Raw genomic sequence first — 19,581 nt, forward strand, 5'->3', positions numbered from 1 at the left:
AGATGGCACAGGTGTGAAAAGATTTAAGAATTGAAGCAGAAGCCTGTGGAGAAATATTTTCAATGAGCAGATCCGGGAATTAAATAAGATATATTAATTGTTATGGCATTAAATTTATCTGATAATGATCCCCTGTATGAAAAGAATTATTATAGCCTGCATGCCCGTTTTTTGTTTGATGCTTTCCTTGTCGGGCTTTTCCCAGCCGTTCGGAAAGGTCATAGAGCAATTAACTGTAAAAAGTACTGTTCTTAACCGGCCGGTAAGGTATACCGTATATCTTCCTTCAGATTACGAATCTTCTCAAAGGTCTTACCCGGTAGTTTATTTATTGCATGGCTATACCGACGATAATACAGGATGGCTCCAGTTTGGTGAGATCAACAGGTATGCCGACAAGTCTATCCAGGAAGGCGTTATTCCACCCATGATCATTGTTATGCCTAATGCAGATTCCAGCTGGTACATTAACTCATATGATGGAAAGGAGAATTACGAGGATTTTTTCATAAAAGAGTTCATGCCTGCTATTGAAAAAACTTACCGTATCAAGGCAGAGAAAAGATACAGGGGTATTGCAGGCCTTTCCATGGGCGGATATGGGACACTTAATTACGCTATGAAATATCCTCAACTTTTTGCCGCTGCTGCTCCTTTAAGTGCAGCAGTTTTCGATGATAGTGCCCTGGTTAATGCAGACCAGGAGAATTATGACAGGACTTTTGCCCAGCTATATGGACGTGGATTGAAAGGGGCTTCCCGCTTAAATCAATCATGGTATAATAATTCCATTCTCAAAATGGTGGCAACACGTAATCCCGATGATCTGAAAAAGGTCCGTTACTGGATCGATTGTGGCGACGACGACTTTTTAACTAAGGGCAATTGTCTTCTACATATTGCAATGGTTGAAAAACATATTCCGCACGAATTCAGGGTAAGGGATGGGGCGCATACCTGGACCTACTGGAGAACGGGAATTACTGATGCTTTGCAATTTATTGGTCAGAGCTTTCACCAGTAATTACCAATCTAATTACAGCCTGCTCTTACATCTTGCTTTATATAAAGTTGTAACTTAACCATACAGTTGACAACTGTTATGAGAAAGGGTTTATACATACTACTGCTCCTGGGGCTCTTTCAACTATTAAGTTTTCAATTGAAAGCACAGGTTCCTGAAACTACAGACTCACTAAGTGCTATGAAAGGCAACATAGCTAACAATTCAACTAATGGTGGAAATCCCAGGGAGGATGCGGGGGTTGCATTGAATATTGGCATGCAAACAAGGATCATGCAGCCAGCTATCCGCAACAATATGTTCAATAAAGGGTTTGGGGTTTCTATATTGGCTGTATACAATCCTTTTAAAAATGAAAGCATTTTCCGACTTGGCGGGGAAGGGGGATATACTTATTATGGCAGGTTCAAATACGGGGGATTAAAAACAAGCTATGGCATTGCCCACCTGGCACCGGTCATTCGCCTGCGTCCCGACATAGCTTCCCCGTTGGTTCCCTTTTTTGACATTTTTGCGGGTGGGGACTTTTATGTTTCTGATACCAAAGAAGACCTCGATGCATTAGAGACAATAGCAGGCATAGAATCTTATGATTTTAAAAGTACCATCAGTGCCAGTTTTGCCAAGGGCCTTGCTACGGGAGTAATGATTCGTTTCAATAAAAAGGCAACGTCAAGATTTTTATTAAGATTGTCTTATACCCGTGGCACAAGGATCAAATATGTTGACCGCAAAAGTGTTGACCCTGCAAATGGTTTCCTGCAAGGACGTGCACCCGTAGAATATTTTGCTATCCAGGTCGGCATTGCAGGAATTGGAAAATAAAATTTAATTATTTATGACAGGATAGGATGCCTGTGAAACTCTTTGGTACGGTCAAACAGATACCGGTAAGTTGCCAGTTTCCTGCTTGTGTAAACATCACCAAGTCCAAGTCCCACATTCAGCATTTTTGGATTGAAATCACCTATCCACTGCATCTCGTATTCTGTATATTCAAAGTCAGGTTTTAATACGTCTTTATAGGCTTCACCAATTATGAATGCATCTATGCCTTTTCCCTGGAACTCGGGCACTATACCAAAAACAAGACCGGTGAATTTTTTACAGGGCTTCGTTTTCTTAACCCACAGGAATTTTAGTTTATGAAGCAGGTCGAATTTGCCATCCAGGTATTTAAACCATTGGTTCAGATCCGGCAGGTTAATAAAAATCGCAATCGGGTTTTCTTTATGATAGGCAAACCATACGATCCTTTCATCCATAACAGGCTTCATCTTCTTAAACATCAGCATCACCTGTTCTTTCTTCAATTCTTTCAACCCTCCATGCCCTGCCCAGGCAGCATTATACACCGTCGCAAAATCAATTGCATACTTTTCAAGTCTTTTCTTCTCTATGCAACGCACACTAAATTCCGGATCATTATCAAACGGTGCATGACGTTCCAGCACCTTGGCAGACATTTGCTGCTTGGGATTCATGCCCAGGCATACCTGGTTAAAGAAAAGGCGGAAGCCATAAGTTTCAAATAACTCCTGGTAGTAGGGTGGATTGTAATTCATACAATACAAGGGTTCCTGGAAACCCTCAATCACCAATCCCCACCAACGATCCCTTTCTCCGAAATTAATAGGCCCATCCATTGCCTGCATGCCTTTTTGTAAGAGCCAATGTCTGGCAACATCAAATAACATATCTGCAGCTTCCTGGTTATGAATGCAGTCAAAAAAACCAATACCACCTACAGGAACATCATCTCCCTTGTTTTTGTACTTCTTATTGGTAAATGCGGCGATCCGGCCTATATACACATCATCCTGCTTTAGCAGCCACCTGGTTACTTCGCCAAAACGAAAGGTTTTGTTCTTGCCTGGATCAAAAATATCGTTGACATCCTTGTCAAGCGGCCTGATATAATTGGGATTATTTTGGTTCAGGTTTACATTGACTTCCAGGAATGCCTTTTTATGTGCTGGGGTACTTACTTCAACTAATTCCATTTGGGCCATGCCGCAAATGTAAAGGCAAGCTTTGTTTTTTTAATTAGTAAATAGGTAGCGGGCCATTTTTTCATCATGACCATATATATCATCCCTGAAGTTGATCTCTCCCTTTTCATCCACCCAGGCCGTGAAATATCCAACAAAAACCGGTACTGGTTTCTTTATTGTCACATACAATTCCTCTGTGCGGTTCATAGCTTCATCAATTTTTTCAGGGGTCCAGGGAGGTTGGTTACGCAACACCCATTGGGCCATTTTTAAAGGTTCATGTAACCTTATGCAGCCATGACTAAAAGCCCTGGTGTTTTGTTCAAACAAGGATTTGGCAGGCGTATCATGCAGGTAAATATTAAAACTGTTGGGGAATATGAATTTTACCTTCCCAAGTGCATTCCAGGGGCCAGGGGATTGTCGCACACCACCATTGAACCATTCCATATGATTATTTGCCAGGTAGTTTTTGTTGCGTTTCATTGCCGGCAGCACCTCTTTTTTTAATATGCCGGGCGGTACGTTCCAATAAGGCGCAAACACCACATATTTCATTGTGCCGGTAAAGATCACTGTCCGGTTTTGCGTAGTGCCAACTACTATATTCATTCCAAATGATGGATTGCCATCTTCAAAAACTGTAAGATAAAACTGGGGGATGTTAATGATAATAAAATCCCCTGTTGGTTGAGCCGGGACCCATCGCATGCGTTCCATATTGATCAGGATCTGCTTAATCCATGTTTCCATAGGCATGTTTAAATATTGCACTGTTTTGATGGTAGCTATACCATCATTTTTTAGCCCATGTCTTTTCTGAAATTGCGCAATAGCTTTTTGCAAGCCCTTTGAATAGATTTTGCCGGTATCGCCGGAATAATCACCTGAATAGTGTAACCGTTTTTTGATAGCCACCACTGCGCGATTTTGATCACCGGGTCTGTATTCTTTTTTTGGTATGGGAATGATCGGTAAACTGGAATCTTGCTTCCTATGATAATATTTTAATAATTTTTCTTTCAATAAGGCATATTGCCTGTTCACTGGTTCTCTAAACTGGGCATCTTTATTATTGGCAAATGAATCAAGAATAGCAACAGGATTTATACGTCTTCGGGGAATAAACCAGTTCAGATCATCCTGGTGCAACTTTATATTGCCCTGGTAAGCCCGTCTTGCATAACGCAGAAATGAAGCGCTGAATGCCATTTCCATAGCAAAGCGGTTGCTGTCGTTTTTTAAATAGCTTGCCCATTTTTTATCTGTACTATCCTGCAGTTCATTGATCAAAGAATTATAAACAGTGCTGTCGCCGGAATAGCTAATGTAGTCAGACAAAAGATTTTGGAAATTGTATGCCTGTTCATTAAACCCCTCAGAATTGATCCATGCATATTCATAATTCCTGCCTTTATAAAAATTACGTAATGCATTCTCCAGCGAATCATGCCATTTAGCCTTCAGCAGGAATTGCTCAAAAACAGTACTGTCAAAGAATAGGTCTGAATAGGAATTTGAAGGATTGATGGTTGTATCCCTTCTGATTTCTTTTGAAGTTGCAGGTGCATTTCTCCCGGAACAATATAACAGGAAAGCTGAAAACGTAATTAAACCAACTAAAAAGAAGGATGTGAAAAAGAAAATTCTCCTGGTGAATGGAGCTTTCATAAATACATACAGGAACCGGGGATTGGAAAACCATTCCTGTTCCTGTATGTAAATTTACAATTACCTGGCAGGTTCAGATTATAAAGCTGTCGTAAACATTTTATCTGCCAGCTTTTGATCATGGGAGTAAATATCATCCCTGAAATTTACCTGGCCATTATCATCTACCCATGCTGTATAGTAAGTAATAACAACCGGTACTGGCTTTTTTAGCTTAACAAACTTCTCTGTACCGCTGTACATTGCTTCGTTGATCTTTTCAGGTGTCCACTCCGAATTATCTTTAAGCAGGTAATTCGCCATTTTTTCAGGATCTGATAATCGGATGCATCCATGACTATAGGCTCTTTTATCCTTGTCGAACAAACTTTTAGCTGGGGTATCGTGAAAATAGATATTGAAGCTGTTGGGAAAAAGAAATTTCACCCTTCCCAAAGAATTCTTTTCTCCCGGTAGTTGCCTGATCTTGGGCAAACCGTCTTCTGTACCTATTTGCTCCATATTCTGGCTGGCCAGGTAATCGGGATTGGAGGCAAGTTTTGGCAATATTTCTTTTTCTACAATGCTGGGAGGAACATTCCAGTAAGGGCTAAAAACGATCTGGTTAAGGTCACCGCTGAACATCATAGTATTATGTCCTTCTTTGCCTACCACAACATTCATATCGAATGCTTTCTTGTTTCCTTCATACACATGCAAAACAAATTCAGGGATGTTTACCACAATCAGTTGGCCTGATGGTGTCGTTGGCATCCAGCGCATACGGCCCATATTCATCAGTATTTGTTCTACACGTTTTAATACGGGGACATTCATATCCTTTACCAGTTCCGCCGATACAGTTCCGGTTGGTGTATATCCCATGCGTGCCTGAAAAATGCGGACAGCATTTTCGAGTGTATCATTAAATACCCTGCTTGTATCATGCCCGACCATATCACCAGTAATTTGTAAACGTTTTTTAACCAGCGCCACGGCGGGATCAGTAGCTCCTTTCTTCAATGTTTTTTTAATACCCGTGATCTGTGGCCATCCACCTGCTTTGGCAATGTTATAATACTGGCCCAGTTTTACTTTTAATAGCTTATAGGGTTCGTTAACATCCTCGAAATATTTATTGTCCTTATGCTTTTTGTTAAGCAGGGAATCTGCAACCTGCATGATATCCACTTTTTTATAAGGAATGAACCGCTCCATTTCCTTGCGTTTCACATAGCCCTTATCAAAATTGTTCAGCATATACATTATGAAATGCTGGGTAAGTGTCAGTTCTGTATTAATGAAAGATTTATTGGTAGCACTTACTGAAAGATTTTCTTCTGCCACAAGCGCATCCATTCTTTTTTGCAGCGCTTTATCGCGTAATATGGTGTCGTTGTCATATGTGGTTACATAGTCATGAAGGTTCCAAAAACCAAGCGCTTGTTCTGTTAATCCATCTTTACTGAACCAGGCAAATTGATAGTTGCGTGCATTATAAAAACTGCGAACCCGGCGCTCCACGGAATCACTAAGCTTCTTTTCTTTAAAGAACTTTTCCATTTCCAGGCTATCCAAAAAAAGGCTGGAGTACGAATTTGATGGATTAATGCTATGGTCCCTTTTACTTACATTTTTCTGGCCAGCAGATTTTGCTTCATCATTGTCATTATCAGCATGTGTTCTCCCATTGCTCTGGCAGGAGGCAAAGAGGTTTCCAAGAATAGCGGCATATAAAATTAATCTCTTCATATTGTTGAGTTGTACAAACCACATGCCTTGAAATGTACTCAACAATAAAGGGTAAGGAACCCATCAATGCATCAATTTGCATGAATAAATGGGGAATTTTAGGGCTTGATCTTACTCAATAACCAGGCTCGGCACATTTATTTGAGCTTATACTTTCATCCTTATTATGGGAATTCAATAATTATTTTATTACGCAAATTCTTAAAATTGAATATATGTCAAAATGCAACTTTTCGATAGAGTTTTCAGGAACACCAGATGAAGTATTTATCCGGGCAAAGTCGGCAGTAGAAAAGCAAGGCGGCAGTTTTGCCGGGACAGCTGAAAACGGCAACTTTTCTATTAATGTTTTTGGTAATATCAGTGGCACTTATAGTGTATCAGGCCAACAATTACATATATCAATAGAAGAAAAACCCATAATGATCCCCTGCGCTGCAATTGAAAATGCGCTCAAAAGCCAGATTGGATAGAGAGCGATAAAGAGTTAAAAATTAACCATTTATATATTGCTGCGCACCTAAAATAATAACTGTTACCAATTCCTCTTTCTAACCTAAAACCATTAATTGACCTAAAGTATGACTACATAGAATAGTCCCGTTTGACCTAAAGAACTACAAACCACAAACCACAAACTACAAACTTTCTTACGCTGCATGCTTAAGCAAAAACAATGGTATCATATAATCCGGCGGAAAATCTCCTTCAAACCTAACCTTCCAGTTATAGTCATTCATGTATAGCTCCATGAACTCCTTGTCTTCATCACTAAAGGGTGCTTCCACTTTTATATCCAGCTTGTTCTTTAGCTTCTTTACCTTTTCGGGCTTTGGTTCTTTGAGCCTTTGATCCAGTTCCACTTCAAAGGAAGAAAGCAAAAGGGTAAACTGATCCTGGGTAAGGGAGATACGCTTCTGCTCTTCCAGGAAATGGTACAGGGCAGTAAATACTTCTCCTTTAGCCATTCCCTGCTTTAAACAGACAATGGCTATGGTCCTTACCTGTTTAAACAAATGCCTGTACCTTCTTTTAACCGGTACAAAGCGGTAGATGATGGAAGAGATGATATTGCCCATCCCAAACCTCTCAGCGCTTCTGCGGCTTCCTTCAAAGGCAGGATCACTCCAGTAGCGCCTGGAGTCCACTCCTGGCAGCAGTCGTACCAGGTAGCCCCATTCGGGGTCATAATAAAAGTTCACGTTATCATCCACTGTTCCTATTGCCTTGATATAACCTACTTGCTTAGCCATATAATATTGGTTTTATAGCTGCAAGTTTTTGAAAAACCACGGCAGTTCAAAACCACCATGGCCGTTTTGGCCGTTTTTGGCCGATTTGACCGGTTTTGTCCGCTTTTGGCCGCTGGAAAGGAAGGTTGAAAAGTTGACAGGTTAACAAGTTGAAAAGGAACAGCCACCCTGATAAACAAGGTTATAAATAAAGGATATCCAACCTAACTACTTCAACTTTCGACATTCCTTGTTCTATTGTTCTGCGGTTCTTCTTGTACTTTATCATATAGCAAAAGCCTATCAACTCTCTACCTATGCTATACTTAATGCGTGATGATCACGCAGTATCTATACTGGAGGTAGGTGTTTAATCGGGCGTTGACAGCGAGAAGGGTAGGCTGAGATGGTTTGAAGAGATGCCAGGTATTATAATTAATAAAATATGTTATTAACAGAACTCAAGAGGTTGGGTGAGGTAGCGAAATTTGAATAAAGCACAATATCCAATTCTGGGTTTCCAGGGTCATGGAGATTAATTAAAGCATTCCTCAATTCGTCCTAATTGTAAATAACTTGGGAAAATCATGTCTGCAGGGGTTAATATCTTGTATATTGTATTGGCAGATTAACGGTGTGCCCTTACCTTTGCAGCCGAAATTGAAAACCACCTCTTTTTAACCCAGTTTTCAATTTAAAATCTTCTTTTAAAAGCTATATATGGCAAAAGTTGGTAAGGTAAAACAAATCATTGGCGCCGTTGTGGATGTTCAGTTCCATGGCAGCCTTCCTGAAATTTATAATGCATTGGAAATAAAAAGGGACAATGGCGATACGCTGGTTCTCGAGGTGCAAAACCACCTGGGTGAAGATAGTGTACGTACTATTGCCATGGACGGTACTGAAGGCCTGACCCGTGGAGTTGATGTGGTAGATACAGGTTCGGCTATTAAAATGCCTGCCAGTGACCAGATCAAAGGCCGTCTTTTCAATGTAACTGGCGATCCTATTGATGGTTTGCCTGCAGTTTCAAAGGTTAATGGCCGCCCGATCCACGCAAAACCACCAGCTTTTGAAAATCTTTCAACAGCCACTGAAATATTATTTACCGGTATTAAGGTAATTGACCTGATCGAACCTTACTCCAAAGGTGGTAAGATCGGCTTGTTTGGTGGTGCAGGTGTTGGTAAAACGGTATTAATCCAGGAACTTATCAATAACATCGCTAAAGCTTATGCAGGGGTTTCTGTATTTGCCGGTGTGGGTGAAAGAACCCGTGAAGGAAATGACCTGATGCGTGAAATGATCGAAGCAGGTATCATGAACTATGGCGAGGCTTTCAAACACAGCATGGAAGAAGGTGGATGGGACCTGAGCAAGGTGAATATGGATGAACTGGCTGAATCAAAAGCCACCTTCGTTTTTGGACAAATGAATGAGCCGCCGGGAGCCCGTGCCCGTGTTGCCCTTTCGGGATTGACAATTGCAGAATATTATCGTGATGGTGATGGAACGGGTAAAGGCCGTGATATCCTCTTCTTCGTTGATAATATCTTCCGTTTCACACAAGCAGGTTCTGAGGTATCAGCCTTATTAGGTCGTATGCCTTCAGCCGTGGGTTACCAGCCAACGCTGGCTACTGAAATGGGCTTGATGCAGGAGCGTATTACCTCGACTAAAAATGGTTCTATTACATCTGTTCAGGCAGTATATGTACCTGCGGATGACCTTACCGATCCGGCTCCGGCAACAACATTTGCCCACCTGGATGCTACTACCGTATTATCCCGTAAGATCGCTGACCTGGGTATCTATCCAGCGGTGGATCCTTTGGATTCTACTTCTCGTATCCTGATGCCATCAGTGGTAGGTGAGGCGCACTACAATTGCGCTAACCGTGTAAAACTGATCTTACAACGTTATAAAGAACTGCAGGATATCATCGCGATCCTTGGTTTGGATGAGTTGAGTGATGAAGATAAACAAACTGTTGCCCGTGCAAGGAAGGTTCAGCGTTTCTTATCACAGCCTTTCCACGTAGCTGAAGCCTTCACAGGTTTGAAAGGTGTGTTGGTTCCAATTGAAGAAACTATTCGTGGTTTCAACATGATCATGGATGGTGAAGTGGATGAATACCCTGAAGCAGCCTTTAACCTTGTTGGTTCTATTGATGATGCCATTGAAAAAGGTAAGAAACTGATGGCGCAGGCGCAGGGATAAGTAAGTTTATAGTTTGAAGTTTGTGGTTTGTAGTTGTGCGTAAAATGCAATGGCATTTTCACTATAATAAATACATTCCTGAAGCAATAAGAAATGGTTGAGTAAAAGCAGCTATTTTCTAAAAACAAGAAACCAGAATCAGATCATGACTTTAGAAATATTAACCCCCGACAGGAAATTATTTAGTGGCGAGGTCTATGGTGTGCAGATGCCAGGAATAAGCGGTTCTTTTGAAGTGCTGGACAGGCATGCCCCATTGGTTAGTGCATTGAAAGCAGGACGATTGAAAGTATTGCGTGATAAACAAAATCACACCGCCAGTTATGATATCCAGGGTGGGTTTGTAGAAGTATTAAATAATAAGGTTACGGTTTTGGTGGAAGGCGCAACAATTCTCGAATAACAAATTTCTTTCTTTTATATTTTTATGAAGAGCTCCTCTAACGGGAGCTTTTTCTTTTATACATCATTCAATGCAGGCTGGCAGGCTCTTCATTTAGGTACTATGGCATATTCATTGCCAATTAATTAGTGCTGAAATGATATAATTATGAAGATTGCACAGATTGCACCATTATATGAAGCAGTGCCACCTAAATTATATGGTGGAACAGAAAGAGTGGTGCATTACCTGACTGAAGAACTGGTTCACCTGGATCATGATGTAACCTTGTTTGCGTCAGGGGATTCAAAAACAAGTGCCAGGTTAAGGCCCACTGTGCCAGAAGCCTTACGACTGAAAAAATGTGAAGATTCATTAGCGCCACATATCCTGCAGATAGAAGAAGTTCTAGACAGGGCTAATGAGTTTGACCTGATACATTTTCATACCGATTACCTGAATTTTCCTTTTACCAAAAATCTTGGAGTGCCGCATGTCACTACACTTCATGGAAAACTAAGTATTGCGGAATTGCAGCCATTATATGACAAGTTCAGGCATCAGCCCGTTATCTCAATTTCCAACAGCCAGCGCAAGCCCTTACCCCAGGCTAACTGGGTGGGTAATGTACACCATGGGTTGCCCTGCAATCTATTCAAGGCTGGAAAAGGAAAAGGTGGTTACCTGGCTTTTTTAGGGAGGGTTTCACCAGAGAAAGGTTTGGAAAATGCTATAGCCATAGCTACTTCGGCAGGCTTGCCATTGAAAGTGGCAGCCAAAATTGACAAAGCAGATGTAGAATATTATGAAGAAAATATCCGTGAGCTATTTGAGCATCCATTGGTGGAATATATTGGGGAGATCAATGAAAAGCAAAAAGAAAAATTCCTGGGTAATGCAATGGCCTTACTATTTCCCATCAATTGGGAAGAGCCTTTTGGAATGGTATTGATCGAAGCTATGGCATGTGGAACTCCTGTAATTGCGTTCAGAAGAGGTTCGGTTCCTGAGATCATTGAAGACGGTAAAAATGGTTTTATTGTTTCTACTAAAAAACAGGCAATTAAGGCTGTAGATCAATTGCACAAAATAGATAGAAAGGAAGTCCGCCTGTTTTTTGAAGAAAAGTTTTCTTCAATACGAATGGCCAATGACTATTTAAAGATCTATAAAAAGCTTGCTGAGAAGCCAAGAACAAAAGTGAAATCAATTTATCCTATAAGCGAAAGAAAACTTTCTGCTATTTAAACCAGAAGCTATGTTACCAAAAACGACAGTTGCAACAGAGGAAGATAAATTTCATATAGGTGGAGATATTATTTATGTAGATGACCGTACCCGCGTATTGAATCATTTCGATACGTTTGGCATATTTGATCAATGGGGTGACATTCACCCGCATGCAAGAAAGCTGCATGGGATTTATCATGAGGGTACACGTTTTTTGAACAGGCTTGAATTGCGTATCAATGGTCAAAAACCATTGTTATTGAGTTCGGCTATAAAAGAAAACAACCAGGTGCTTTCGGTTGATCTTACCAACCCGGCTTTTTCTGATTGCCATATGCCTGAAAATACTGTGCATATTTCTCGCAGCCAGTTTATCAGGAATGGTGTTTTTTATGAAGAAATCTTACTGGCCAATTACGGTCCTACCAAATGTGGTTTGAACCTGACCTTGCAATTTGGAAGTGATTTTAAAGACCTGTTTGAAATCCGGGGAATCGAAAGGAGGTTACAACAACCAAAATGTGAACTTCTTCCAGGTAATGAGAAAATAATATTCGAGTACACAGGTTTGGATGACATCACCAGGCGTGCAGAAGTGAAGTTTGAAGGTAACGGTTATCAAATTAAAAGGAATTTTTGCCTGTTTACACTTGATCTTGAACCCCAGGAAGTACAGCAAATTCATTATTCCATATTTTTTAATGCGGGTGACAGTGAGCTGGAAACGATAAAATATACGGAGGTAAAAAAGGCCATACGTGAAGAGCAACAAACCGCTCACCGCATTTTTGCAGACATAGTTACTTCCAATGAGCAATTCAATCATTGGGTGACGCGGTCAAAAGCTGACCTGTTGTCACTACTTTCTCAAACACGCTTTGGGATGTACCCCTATGCAGGCGTGCCCTGGTATAATACGGCCTTTGGCAGGGATGGAATCATTACTGCCATGGAAACTCTGTGGCTGGCACCGGAGATCAGCAAGAATGTATTATTGTTCCTGGCGCAGATGCAAGCCAGGGAAGTGAACCCTGAAAAAGATGCAGAACCGGGCAAGATATTGCATGAGACGCGTTCAGGAGAAATGGCGAATACGGGTGAAGTGCCTTTTGGAAAGTATTATGGAACAATCGATGCAACACCATTGTTCGTGATGCTGGCAGGTATGTATTATGAAAGAACACATGACAGGGAAACAATAGTGGAGATTTGGCCGAATATCAAAATGGCTTTATTCTGGATAGATGAATATGGTGATATCGACAAAGATGGATTTGTGGAATACATACATAAATCCGAGAATGGCTTAACCAACCAGGGATGGAAAGATTCGCATGATTCTGTAATGTACGAGAATGGTGACTTGTGTGAACCTCCGATAGCCTTATGCGAAGTGCAGGGGTATGTATACGCTGCAAAGAAATATGGGTCTTTACTGGCTGGCATTTTTGATGAAAATGAATTGTCTGAAAAGCTTTCCACTGAAGCCAGGCAACTCAAAAAACAATTCAATGAAAAATTCTGGGATTCTGAATTGGGATGTTACGTGCTAGCCCTTGATGGAAACAAGAATCCTTGCAGGGTTGTTTCTTCCAATGCCGGTCAATGCTTGTTTACAGGTATTGTAGAGGAAGATAAGGCCCGCATGCTGGCTGATACAATGATGCACGATAATATGTTTAGTGGCTGGGGGATCAGAACACTGGCAGAAGGGGAAAAAAGGTATAATCCCATGTCTTACCATAACGGCTCAATATGGCCCCATGACAATGCGTTGATTGCTTATGGACTTTCATTGTATGGCTTTCACGATGAGTCATTACGCATCATGAATGCATTATTTGATGCTTCCTTGTTCATCGATCTTCAACGGTTGCCGGAATTATATTGTGGTTTTGTAAGAAAGGCCAATGAAGGTCCAACGGCATACCCGGTAGCCTGCTCGCCACAGGCATGGTCTGTTACTGTTTTGTTTATGCTATTACAATCCTGTTTGAAGATCAGTATCAATGCGCGTACAAAAACGATTGTATTTAATAAGCCTGAACTACCGGCTTACCTGGAAAAGATCCATGTTTCTAAACTTAAGGTTGGTGAGAGTGAATTAAGTTTTGATGCATATCGCCATCAATTTGATATTGGTTTCAATGTGATTCAAAAACCACCGGGGTGGGAGGTGATCATTAAGAAATAATGCAAAAGCCCATTTTTATGGGCTTTATTTTTTATAGTCTATTGTTAATTTATGATTTAACTACCAGCGTTCCGGCCATTTTATCGTGCAGTGTTTGTTTCTTATCATCCCATAACATCATCAGGTAACCGATAAATAAAATAATCATTGACACATACTTACCGAAAAACCGGCCACTTGCATTGGCAAAGCTGATACGATGGCCATTCATATCTGTTACTTTAAGTCCCAAAGCTCGTTTGCCAATGGTAGCCTGGTTTTCGCCCGATTCAAGGAGTGCACTATATAACCAGTTGACGAGGATACTCACCACACTTCCTGACATGTTTCCCATTATAGATTGTAAAACATATGTTGGAATGATCAGGATAAATCCATCAAGAAGAGCTGCGGCAAACCGTTCCCAGAATGCTCCATAAACAATAGTTTGCTGAGGGAACAGGTCGGATGAAGGAGGGGGAGAAGAATAGTTTTGGTAATCCATTATCAATAAATTTTTCCCAAGAAAAGAATTCTTTTTTGAACCGAAAAGTAAAATTATAATATAATTAATTCAGTTGGGGATCTATTGGGAAGTTGATCATCATTTCGTATTCACCACCCAGGTGTTTTAAAGAATCTTTCCAGATCTCTTCTGCATTGGAATGGAAGACAAGGGTTCGCACCGCTTCTACAGTAAGCCAGGTCTTTTCATTCATTTCCGTTTCCAACTGGCCTGAGCTCCAGCCAGAATAGCCTATGTAAAAACGGATCTTTTCAGGATCTGCTTTACCACTATTGATCAGATCAACAACAGCATCAAAATCACCACCCCAGAAAATGCCCTTCATCACTTCCACGCCTCCTGGAATTTCCTCAGGGTAACGATGAAGAAAATGTATGGTATTCATCTGTACCGGGCCGCCATAATAAACAGGAAGCTTATGACCTTCCACTTCGGGTATGAGTTCATCCAGAGTATTTTCATACTGGCGGTTTAAAACAAATCCAATGGTACCATCTTCACGGTGTTCTGTCAAAAAAACAACAGTGCGCATGAAGTTGGGATCTTTAAGAAAAGGGTCGGCAATTAATAATACTCCTGTTGCTGGCTGTACCATAGGCTGACAATATGTGTTAAATATAATACATAACAATCTTATGCCACCGGGAATGAGGAGCACATCAATATTTTTGCAATCACGAATTTTTCACCATCTTGCTGTCAGTGAAAAGAATATTTCCTATCATATTAGTTTTAATAACGGTCTCTTTATTAGGGATCATATTTATTCAGTTGTCCTGGCTGAATAATATGGTGGCTCTGCGAAAGGACCAGGTAGAACAAAAAGTGGAAGAAATTGCCAAACAGGTAGGAGAAGACCTGGCCCAATATAAATCAGCACCCTTACCCAATAATTCTAAACCCTTTCCGGATTTAAATAATTTTTCCCTGGATTTTCCAAGGAGTTATAACGTTAGCCAGAGACTGACCACGCAGGAATTATATGAAAAGATTCGTTCCACGTTTGTGGCTCAGAAGATAGAAAATATTCCTTTCGAGTTTGCATTGGTGACTTTGAAAAATGATGCAATTGGACAGATAGAACGACAGTCAAATAATTTCACAAACTGGTACGAGGATTCTGCCAATTACTATCCAAAAGTATTTCCTGTAGTTCCTCTTAGTGCTTCAGCTGCTGAGAACCTTGCTGCCGATGAATGGATCATTATCGTAGTTCCTAACGTAACTGATATAGTGTATAAAAGTTTGAGGCTTCCTATTATCATAGCTATATTATTTACACTTGTAATTTGTGCTGCCTTCTACCTGACAATTCATACCATGCTGCGCCAGAAAAAGGTGAGTGAGATCAAGAATGATTTCATAAACAATATGACACATGAATTCAAGACGCCCATTGCCACCATATCACTGGCTGTAGATGCTATCAGGAATGAGAAAGTGCAAAGAGATACTCAAAAATTATCCTATTTCAGCGAGATCATAAAGGAAGAGAATCAACGCATGAACCGGCAGGTGGAAACTATTTTGAAATCAGCATTGATGGATAGGCAGGAAGTGCAACTGAATGTAAAGCCCTTGCATATTCATACGATCATAAGAGATGTTGCGGATAATTTCATGTTGCGTTTGCAGGAAAAACAGGGAACTCTTGAAATAAATCTCGATGCACCAAACGATCTCATAGAAGGTGACGAAGTGCATATGTCCAACCTCATAAATAACCTGATGGATAATGCAGTAAAATACTCCAAGGAAAATGTACCTCCCAGGATCTGTATATCTACTACTTCAAACCACAAAAAATTCATAATCAAGATCGAGGACAACGGTATAGGGATGACAAGGGAAACTGTTAAAAGGATCTTTGAGAAATTCTACCGTGCTCATACAGGTAATATTCACAACGTGAAAGGCTTTGGGCTAGGCCTAAGCTATGTTAAAACCGTTGTTGAAGGCCATGAAGGAACTATAAAAGCAGACAGCACTCCAGGAAAAGGAAGTTGTTTTACAATAGAACTGCCATTGAAACAATCATAAAAGGAGTTAATAATCGTATTTAAAGCATATTTCAGATTTAAGTCTTTGCAATAACAGTCTTAATTGTTTCTCCATAGCAAACTACTGTCGCCATAACTCAAAAACCGGTAATTGTTTTCAAGTGCATGGCTATATACTTTTTTCCAATTATCTCCAATAAAAGCTGCGATTAATAAAAGTAATGTAGACTGAGGCTGATGAAAATTAGTAATCAGGCCATGAGCCACCCTGAATTGGTAACCTGGAATGATGATGAGACTTGTCTGGCAATGCAGTTCATTTAAGCCTTTCTCATCCATCCATTCCAGTAAAAATTCAAAACTTTCTTTGGCTGAAATATTGGGCAATTGCTCTTCAATAGCATAAGCTTCCCATTGATCCAGTTTCAGCACTGAAGATGATGATAATTTTAATTTCAAACTTAGCCAGTACAAGCTTTCCAGGGTTCTTAATGATGTGGTTCCTGTAGCAATAATCCGGCTGGAATTGACAAGTTTTTGTATGACTTGTTTTTTGACACTGAATGGTTCAGCATGCATTATATGACCAGCAATAGTTTCAGATTTAACAGGCTTAAAAGTACCTGCGCCTACATGCAAAGTAACATAGTCATATGCAACATTTTTTTCTGCCAGTTGCTGAAAGGTGTTTTGAGTAAAATGCAACGCCGCTGTTGGGGCTGCTACAGATCCTTCCTCTTTGCTAAAAACTGTTTGATACCGTTCCCAATCCATTTGCTCAGCTTTTCTTTTAATATATGGTGGGAGAGGTATGGCTCCGGTTGCATGAAGTACCTCAACAAAAGATGATTCGTTATTCCAGCTGAATTCAATTAAAAAATAATCCTCTTTTTTCTCTATGTACCGGGCAGTTAAAGTTTGATTTCCATGTTCGCCAAAGGTTTTGGAAAGTACCTGTCCGTGTTTCCATTTGGATGCCCCACCTATAAGGCATTTCCAAATACTTTTTTCATGCTCTTGCATGGCCTGTTCAATAGATTGTTCAAATGGCTCCAGGCAAAATATTTCGATAATAGCGCCAGTTTCTTTTTGAAATAACAGCCGGGCTTCAATAACCCGGGTATTGTTGAGTATTAATGTGGAGCCCGGTTCGAGAAAGTTAGGAAGCTGGTTAAAAACAGAATCTATAATACTTCCATTTTTATAGATCAGAAGTTTTGATTGGTCGCGTTGAGGCAAAGGGAACTCTGCAATTCTCTCCGAAGGGAGCTCATAAGTATAGTTACTGATCAGGATTGAATCAGGTGAAATTTTCATAGTCTGTTCCTTAGGTATTAACATCTGGAATCATAAGATATGCACCGGGTTATGCACTTTAATTCAGGGTTTTCCACAGTCCATCCACACTGTTTTTGCTAAAATTAATTTCCACAGGCTGAAACCCTTATTCCATCTGGCTTTTATAAGGTTTGAACATGTGGAAAAATTAAACAATCGAAAAATGCTATTGCAAAGTGGGAAAAAGTGTTATTTTGTGTTAAAAGAGCCCCATTCCTCCAAACCATTGAAAATGACAGGTTTCCTAGGTGAATTCGAAGCTACTCTGGACGCAAAAGGTCGCTTTCTCCTACCTGCAGGCTTAAAGAAGCAACTGCCGGAAGGCGAAAATACACGTTTTGTTATCAACAGGGGAATCGAGAAATGCCTGAGCCTGTATCCTATACAAAGCTGGGAACCTCTTTTCGCCAGAATTAGCAGTTTAGATGATTTTGATCCTGATGTGAGAAAATTCAGAAGATTCTTTCTGAATGGTGCTATTGAAGTTGAGCTTGATTCAGCCGGAAGGCTTTTAATGCCTCCTAACCTGAAAGAATATGCCGAATTGTCCAAAGATATAGTGCTGGCATCTGCGGTCGATAAAATTGAGATCTGGTCCACGGAAAACTATAATAAGTTCTTTGAATCCTATTCGCCAAGTGACTTTAGTTCATTGGCAAAGCAGGTAATGGTAAAGAAAACAGATAAAGAACAGGGGATATAGCAATATATGTTACCAGTAAAACTTTCCTGTTTGCTATGAATGAATCTTACCATATCCCTGTTTTGCCTGTTGAGGTGATTGAAAGCCTCAACATTAAGCCCGCAGGAATTTATGTCGATTGCACATTTGGAGGTGGCGGACATTCCCGGCTGATTTTGGAAAAATTAGGGGAAAATGGCAGGTTGGTGGCCTTTGACCAGGATGCCGATGCCAAACAGAATCTCCCGGACGATGACCGGGTACTGTTCGTTCCACACAACTTTCGGCATTTACATCGATTTCTAAAGCTTAATGGGATAGAAAAGGTTGATGGAGTTTTGGCAGACCTTGGAGTAAGTAGCCACCAGTTTGATCAGGGAGAAAGGGGTTTTTCAACCCGTTTTGATGCGCCGATGGATATGCGGATGGATCAGCGGCAGGCAAAAACAGCTTATGATGTAGTGAATGAATACAGTGAGCAACAATTACACAAGTTATTTGAGCAATATGGCGAAGTAACCAATGCTAAAACATTGGCAAGGACCATTGCTGAGGTGAGAAAGACAACATCTCTGAAAAGTATCAATGGATTCAAGGCTGGGGTAAGCGCTATAGTAAAGGGAAATCCGAACAAATATTTTGCGCAGGTTTTCCAGGCGCTGCGCATAGAAGTGAATGATGAAATGGGGGCACTTAAGGAATTACTCGTTCAATTGCCTGAAGTATTAAAACCAGGAGGAAGAGCAGTGATCATCACTTTTCACTCTATTGAGGACAGGTTGGTGAAGATCTATTTCAGGGATAACAGTTTTGAGCTTCCGGAAGAAAATCCTTTTACCATGAGTGAAAAGGAAGTTACGCTGAAGCAGGTGAATAAAAAACCAATTGTGGCTTCACAGGAAGAATTGAAAAGGAACCCGAGGTCGAGGAGTGCTAAACTAAGAGTGGCGGAAAGGGTTTGAATAGAAAAAGAATAATAAAGGGCGGGGAATGATGGCCGCCCAGGTTAATAAATATCGAATGGTCATTTGATGATCAAAAAAAGTAACTGATGCCAGAGCTCAAAAAAGGAAGTGAAAAAAAGTACCGCTGGAAAAAATGGTTGAATTATCAATCCATTGTAAAGCAGGTTCCTTTTTTTGTTTTCCTTGCCCTGTTGGCGGTGGTTTATATCTATAACGGGCATTATGCAGATAAGACCATCAGGGAGATCAATAAAACAAGCAAAGAATTGAAAGAGCTCCAATACGAATACAAATCTGTTAAAGGAGATGTTTTGTTCAGGAGTAAGCAAAGTGAGTTGATAGAAGCGGTTAAGCCTTTAGGATTAAAGGAACTTACCACAGAACCAATGATATTGATTGATAGCACTAATTAA

General features: G+C 40.5%; 18 protein-coding genes. 11 read left to right on the top strand and 7 right to left on the bottom strand.

Going from position 1 to position 19,581, the window contains the following annotated elements:
• The first annotated feature begins 136 nt into the window (after window positions 1-136).
• Window positions 137-1,024 (top strand): alpha/beta hydrolase, encoded by an 888-nt coding sequence (locus BP74_RS14895; RefSeq protein ID WP_496375149.1) that lies wholly within the window; start codon window positions 137-139, stop codon window positions 1,022-1,024.
• Window positions 1,025-1,102: 78 nt separating this feature from the next.
• Window positions 1,103-1,849, top strand: coding sequence for a hypothetical protein (locus BP74_RS14900; protein WP_496375150.1), 747 nt, complete (start codon window positions 1,103-1,105; stop codon window positions 1,847-1,849).
• Between the two features lie 11 nt (window positions 1,850-1,860).
• On the opposite strand, the gene BP74_RS14905 is transcribed toward BP74_RS14900, so the two are convergent.
• The 3 genes from BP74_RS14905 to BP74_RS14915 all read right to left on the bottom strand — a co-directional run bounded on the left by BP74_RS14905 (window position 1,861) and on the right by BP74_RS14915 (window position 6,420).
• Complete coding sequence (locus BP74_RS14905) at window positions 1,861-3,036, bottom strand: hypothetical protein (protein WP_496375151.1); 1,176 nt, start codon at window positions 3,034-3,036, stop codon at window positions 1,861-1,863.
• 30 nt (window positions 3,037-3,066) lie between these two features.
• Window positions 3,067-4,689: a L,D-transpeptidase family protein gene (locus BP74_RS14910; protein WP_496375152.1), complete on the bottom strand. Its 1,623-nt coding sequence runs from the start codon at window positions 4,687-4,689 to the stop codon at window positions 3,067-3,069.
• 78 nt (window positions 4,690-4,767) lie between these two features.
• Window positions 4,768-6,420, bottom strand: a complete 1,653-nt coding sequence (locus tag BP74_RS14915) for a L,D-transpeptidase family protein (protein ID WP_496375153.1) — start codon at window positions 6,418-6,420, stop codon at window positions 4,768-4,770.
• Between the two features lie 215 nt (window positions 6,421-6,635).
• Here BP74_RS14915 and BP74_RS14920 point away from each other — a divergent pair, with 215 nt between their 5' ends.
• Window positions 6,636-6,893, top strand: a complete 258-nt coding sequence (locus BP74_RS14920) for a hypothetical protein (protein WP_496375154.1) — start codon at window positions 6,636-6,638, stop codon at window positions 6,891-6,893.
• Window positions 6,894-7,070: 177 nt separating this feature from the next.
• Here the strand turns inward: BP74_RS14920 and BP74_RS14925 are convergent, their stop codons facing one another.
• Window positions 7,071-7,673 (bottom strand): hypothetical protein, encoded by a 603-nt coding sequence (locus tag BP74_RS14925; protein ID WP_496375155.1) that lies wholly within the window; start codon window positions 7,671-7,673, stop codon window positions 7,071-7,073.
• A gap of 699 nt (window positions 7,674-8,372) precedes the next feature.
• Here BP74_RS14925 and atpD point away from each other — a divergent pair.
• The 4 genes from atpD to BP74_RS14945 all read left to right on the top strand — a co-directional run bounded on the left by atpD (window position 8,373) and on the right by BP74_RS14945 (window position 13,678).
• Window positions 8,373-9,872, top strand: a complete 1,500-nt coding sequence (gene atpD / locus BP74_RS14930; protein WP_496375156.1) for a F0F1 ATP synthase subunit beta — start codon at window positions 8,373-8,375, stop codon at window positions 9,870-9,872.
• Between the two features lie 145 nt (window positions 9,873-10,017).
• Window positions 10,018-10,275 carry an ATP synthase F1 subunit epsilon gene (gene atpC, locus BP74_RS14935; protein ID WP_496375157.1) on the top strand — a complete coding sequence of 86 codons (258 nt, stop codon included), beginning with the start codon at window positions 10,018-10,020 and terminating at the stop codon, window positions 10,273-10,275.
• A 147-nt stretch (window positions 10,276-10,422) separates the two neighbouring features.
• Window positions 10,423-11,502 carry a glycosyltransferase family 4 protein gene (locus tag BP74_RS14940; protein ID WP_496375158.1) on the top strand — a complete coding sequence of 360 codons (1,080 nt, stop codon included), beginning with the start codon at window positions 10,423-10,425 and terminating at the stop codon, window positions 11,500-11,502.
• Window positions 11,503-11,512: 10 nt separating this feature from the next.
• Window positions 11,513-13,678 (top strand): amylo-alpha-1,6-glucosidase, encoded by a 2,166-nt coding sequence (locus BP74_RS14945; protein WP_496375159.1) that lies wholly within the window; start codon window positions 11,513-11,515, stop codon window positions 13,676-13,678.
• 49 nt (window positions 13,679-13,727) lie between these two features.
• On the opposite strand, the gene BP74_RS14950 is transcribed toward BP74_RS14945, so the two are convergent.
• The gene (locus BP74_RS14950; RefSeq protein WP_496375160.1) at window positions 13,728-14,162 is read right to left on the bottom strand and encodes an RDD family protein; all 435 of its coding nucleotides are present in this window, start codon (window positions 14,160-14,162) and stop codon (window positions 13,728-13,730) included.
• Window positions 14,163-14,226: 64 nt separating this feature from the next.
• On the bottom strand, window positions 14,227-14,778 hold the full coding sequence (locus BP74_RS14955) for a YqgE/AlgH family protein (protein ID WP_496375161.1): 552 nt from the start codon (window positions 14,776-14,778) through the stop codon (window positions 14,227-14,229).
• A gap of 107 nt (window positions 14,779-14,885) precedes the next feature.
• Here BP74_RS14955 and BP74_RS14960 point away from each other — a divergent pair, with 107 nt between their 5' ends.
• Entirely contained in the window at window positions 14,886-16,223 is a 1,338-nt protein-coding gene (locus BP74_RS14960) for a sensor histidine kinase (protein ID WP_496375162.1), read from the top strand.
• Between the two features lie 59 nt (window positions 16,224-16,282).
• On the opposite strand, the gene BP74_RS14965 is transcribed toward BP74_RS14960, so the two are convergent.
• Entirely contained in the window at window positions 16,283-17,500 is a 1,218-nt protein-coding gene (locus BP74_RS14965) for an S-adenosylmethionine:tRNA ribosyltransferase-isomerase (protein ID WP_496375163.1), read from the bottom strand.
• Window positions 17,501-17,753: 253 nt separating this feature from the next.
• Between BP74_RS14965 and mraZ the strand changes: the two genes are divergently transcribed.
• From mraZ to BP74_RS14980, 3 genes are all read left to right on the top strand, one after another.
• Complete coding sequence (gene mraZ / locus BP74_RS14970) at window positions 17,754-18,224, top strand: division/cell wall cluster transcriptional repressor MraZ (protein ID WP_496375164.1); 471 nt, start codon at window positions 17,754-17,756, stop codon at window positions 18,222-18,224.
• 35 nt (window positions 18,225-18,259) lie between these two features.
• Window positions 18,260-19,165, top strand: a complete 906-nt coding sequence (rsmH, locus tag BP74_RS14975; protein WP_496375165.1) for a 16S rRNA (cytosine(1402)-N(4))-methyltransferase RsmH — start codon at window positions 18,260-18,262, stop codon at window positions 19,163-19,165.
• A gap of 89 nt (window positions 19,166-19,254) precedes the next feature.
• Window positions 19,255-19,581, top strand: a complete 327-nt coding sequence (locus tag BP74_RS14980) for an FtsL-like putative cell division protein (protein ID WP_496375166.1) — start codon at window positions 19,255-19,257, stop codon at window positions 19,579-19,581.

It is taken from the genome of Flavisolibacter ginsengiterrae DSM 18136 (assembly GCF_059568575.1).

Coding starts and splice junctions, on each gene's coding strand:
- atpD (WP_496375156.1), top strand. CDS start 8,373: ATGGCAAAAGTTGGTAAGGTAAAACAAATCATTGGCGCCGTTGTGGAT.
- atpC (WP_496375157.1), top strand. CDS start 10,018: ATGACTTTAGAAATATTAACCCCCGACAGGAAATTATTTAGTGGCGAG.
- BP74_RS14895 (WP_496375149.1), top strand. CDS start 137: ATGAAAAGAATTATTATAGCCTGCATGCCCGTTTTTTGTTTGATGCTT.
- BP74_RS14915 (WP_496375153.1), bottom strand. CDS start 6,420: ATGAAGAGATTAATTTTATATGCCGCTATTCTTGGAAACCTCTTTGCC.
- BP74_RS14925 (WP_496375155.1), bottom strand. CDS start 7,673: ATGGCTAAGCAAGTAGGTTATATCAAGGCAATAGGAACAGTGGATGAT.
- BP74_RS14955 (WP_496375161.1), bottom strand. CDS start 14,778: ATGGTACAGCCAGCAACAGGAGTATTATTAATTGCCGACCCTTTTCTT.
- BP74_RS14940 (WP_496375158.1), top strand. CDS start 10,423: ATGAAGATTGCACAGATTGCACCATTATATGAAGCAGTGCCACCTAAA.
- BP74_RS14980 (WP_496375166.1), top strand. CDS start 19,255: ATGCCAGAGCTCAAAAAAGGAAGTGAAAAAAAGTACCGCTGGAAAAAA.
- BP74_RS14910 (WP_496375152.1), bottom strand. CDS start 4,689: ATGAAAGCTCCATTCACCAGGAGAATTTTCTTTTTCACATCCTTCTTT.
- BP74_RS14920 (WP_496375154.1), top strand. CDS start 6,636: ATGTCAAAATGCAACTTTTCGATAGAGTTTTCAGGAACACCAGATGAA.
- mraZ (WP_496375164.1), top strand. CDS start 17,754: ATGACAGGTTTCCTAGGTGAATTCGAAGCTACTCTGGACGCAAAAGGT.
- BP74_RS14965 (WP_496375163.1), bottom strand. CDS start 17,500: ATGAAAATTTCACCTGATTCAATCCTGATCAGTAACTATACTTATGAG.
- rsmH (WP_496375165.1), top strand. CDS start 18,260: ATGAATGAATCTTACCATATCCCTGTTTTGCCTGTTGAGGTGATTGAA.
- BP74_RS14950 (WP_496375160.1), bottom strand. CDS start 14,162: ATGGATTACCAAAACTATTCTTCTCCCCCTCCTTCATCCGACCTGTTC.
- BP74_RS14900 (WP_496375150.1), top strand. CDS start 1,103: ATGAGAAAGGGTTTATACATACTACTGCTCCTGGGGCTCTTTCAACTA.
- BP74_RS14905 (WP_496375151.1), bottom strand. CDS start 3,036: ATGGCCCAAATGGAATTAGTTGAAGTAAGTACCCCAGCACATAAAAAG.
- BP74_RS14945 (WP_496375159.1), top strand. CDS start 11,513: ATGTTACCAAAAACGACAGTTGCAACAGAGGAAGATAAATTTCATATA.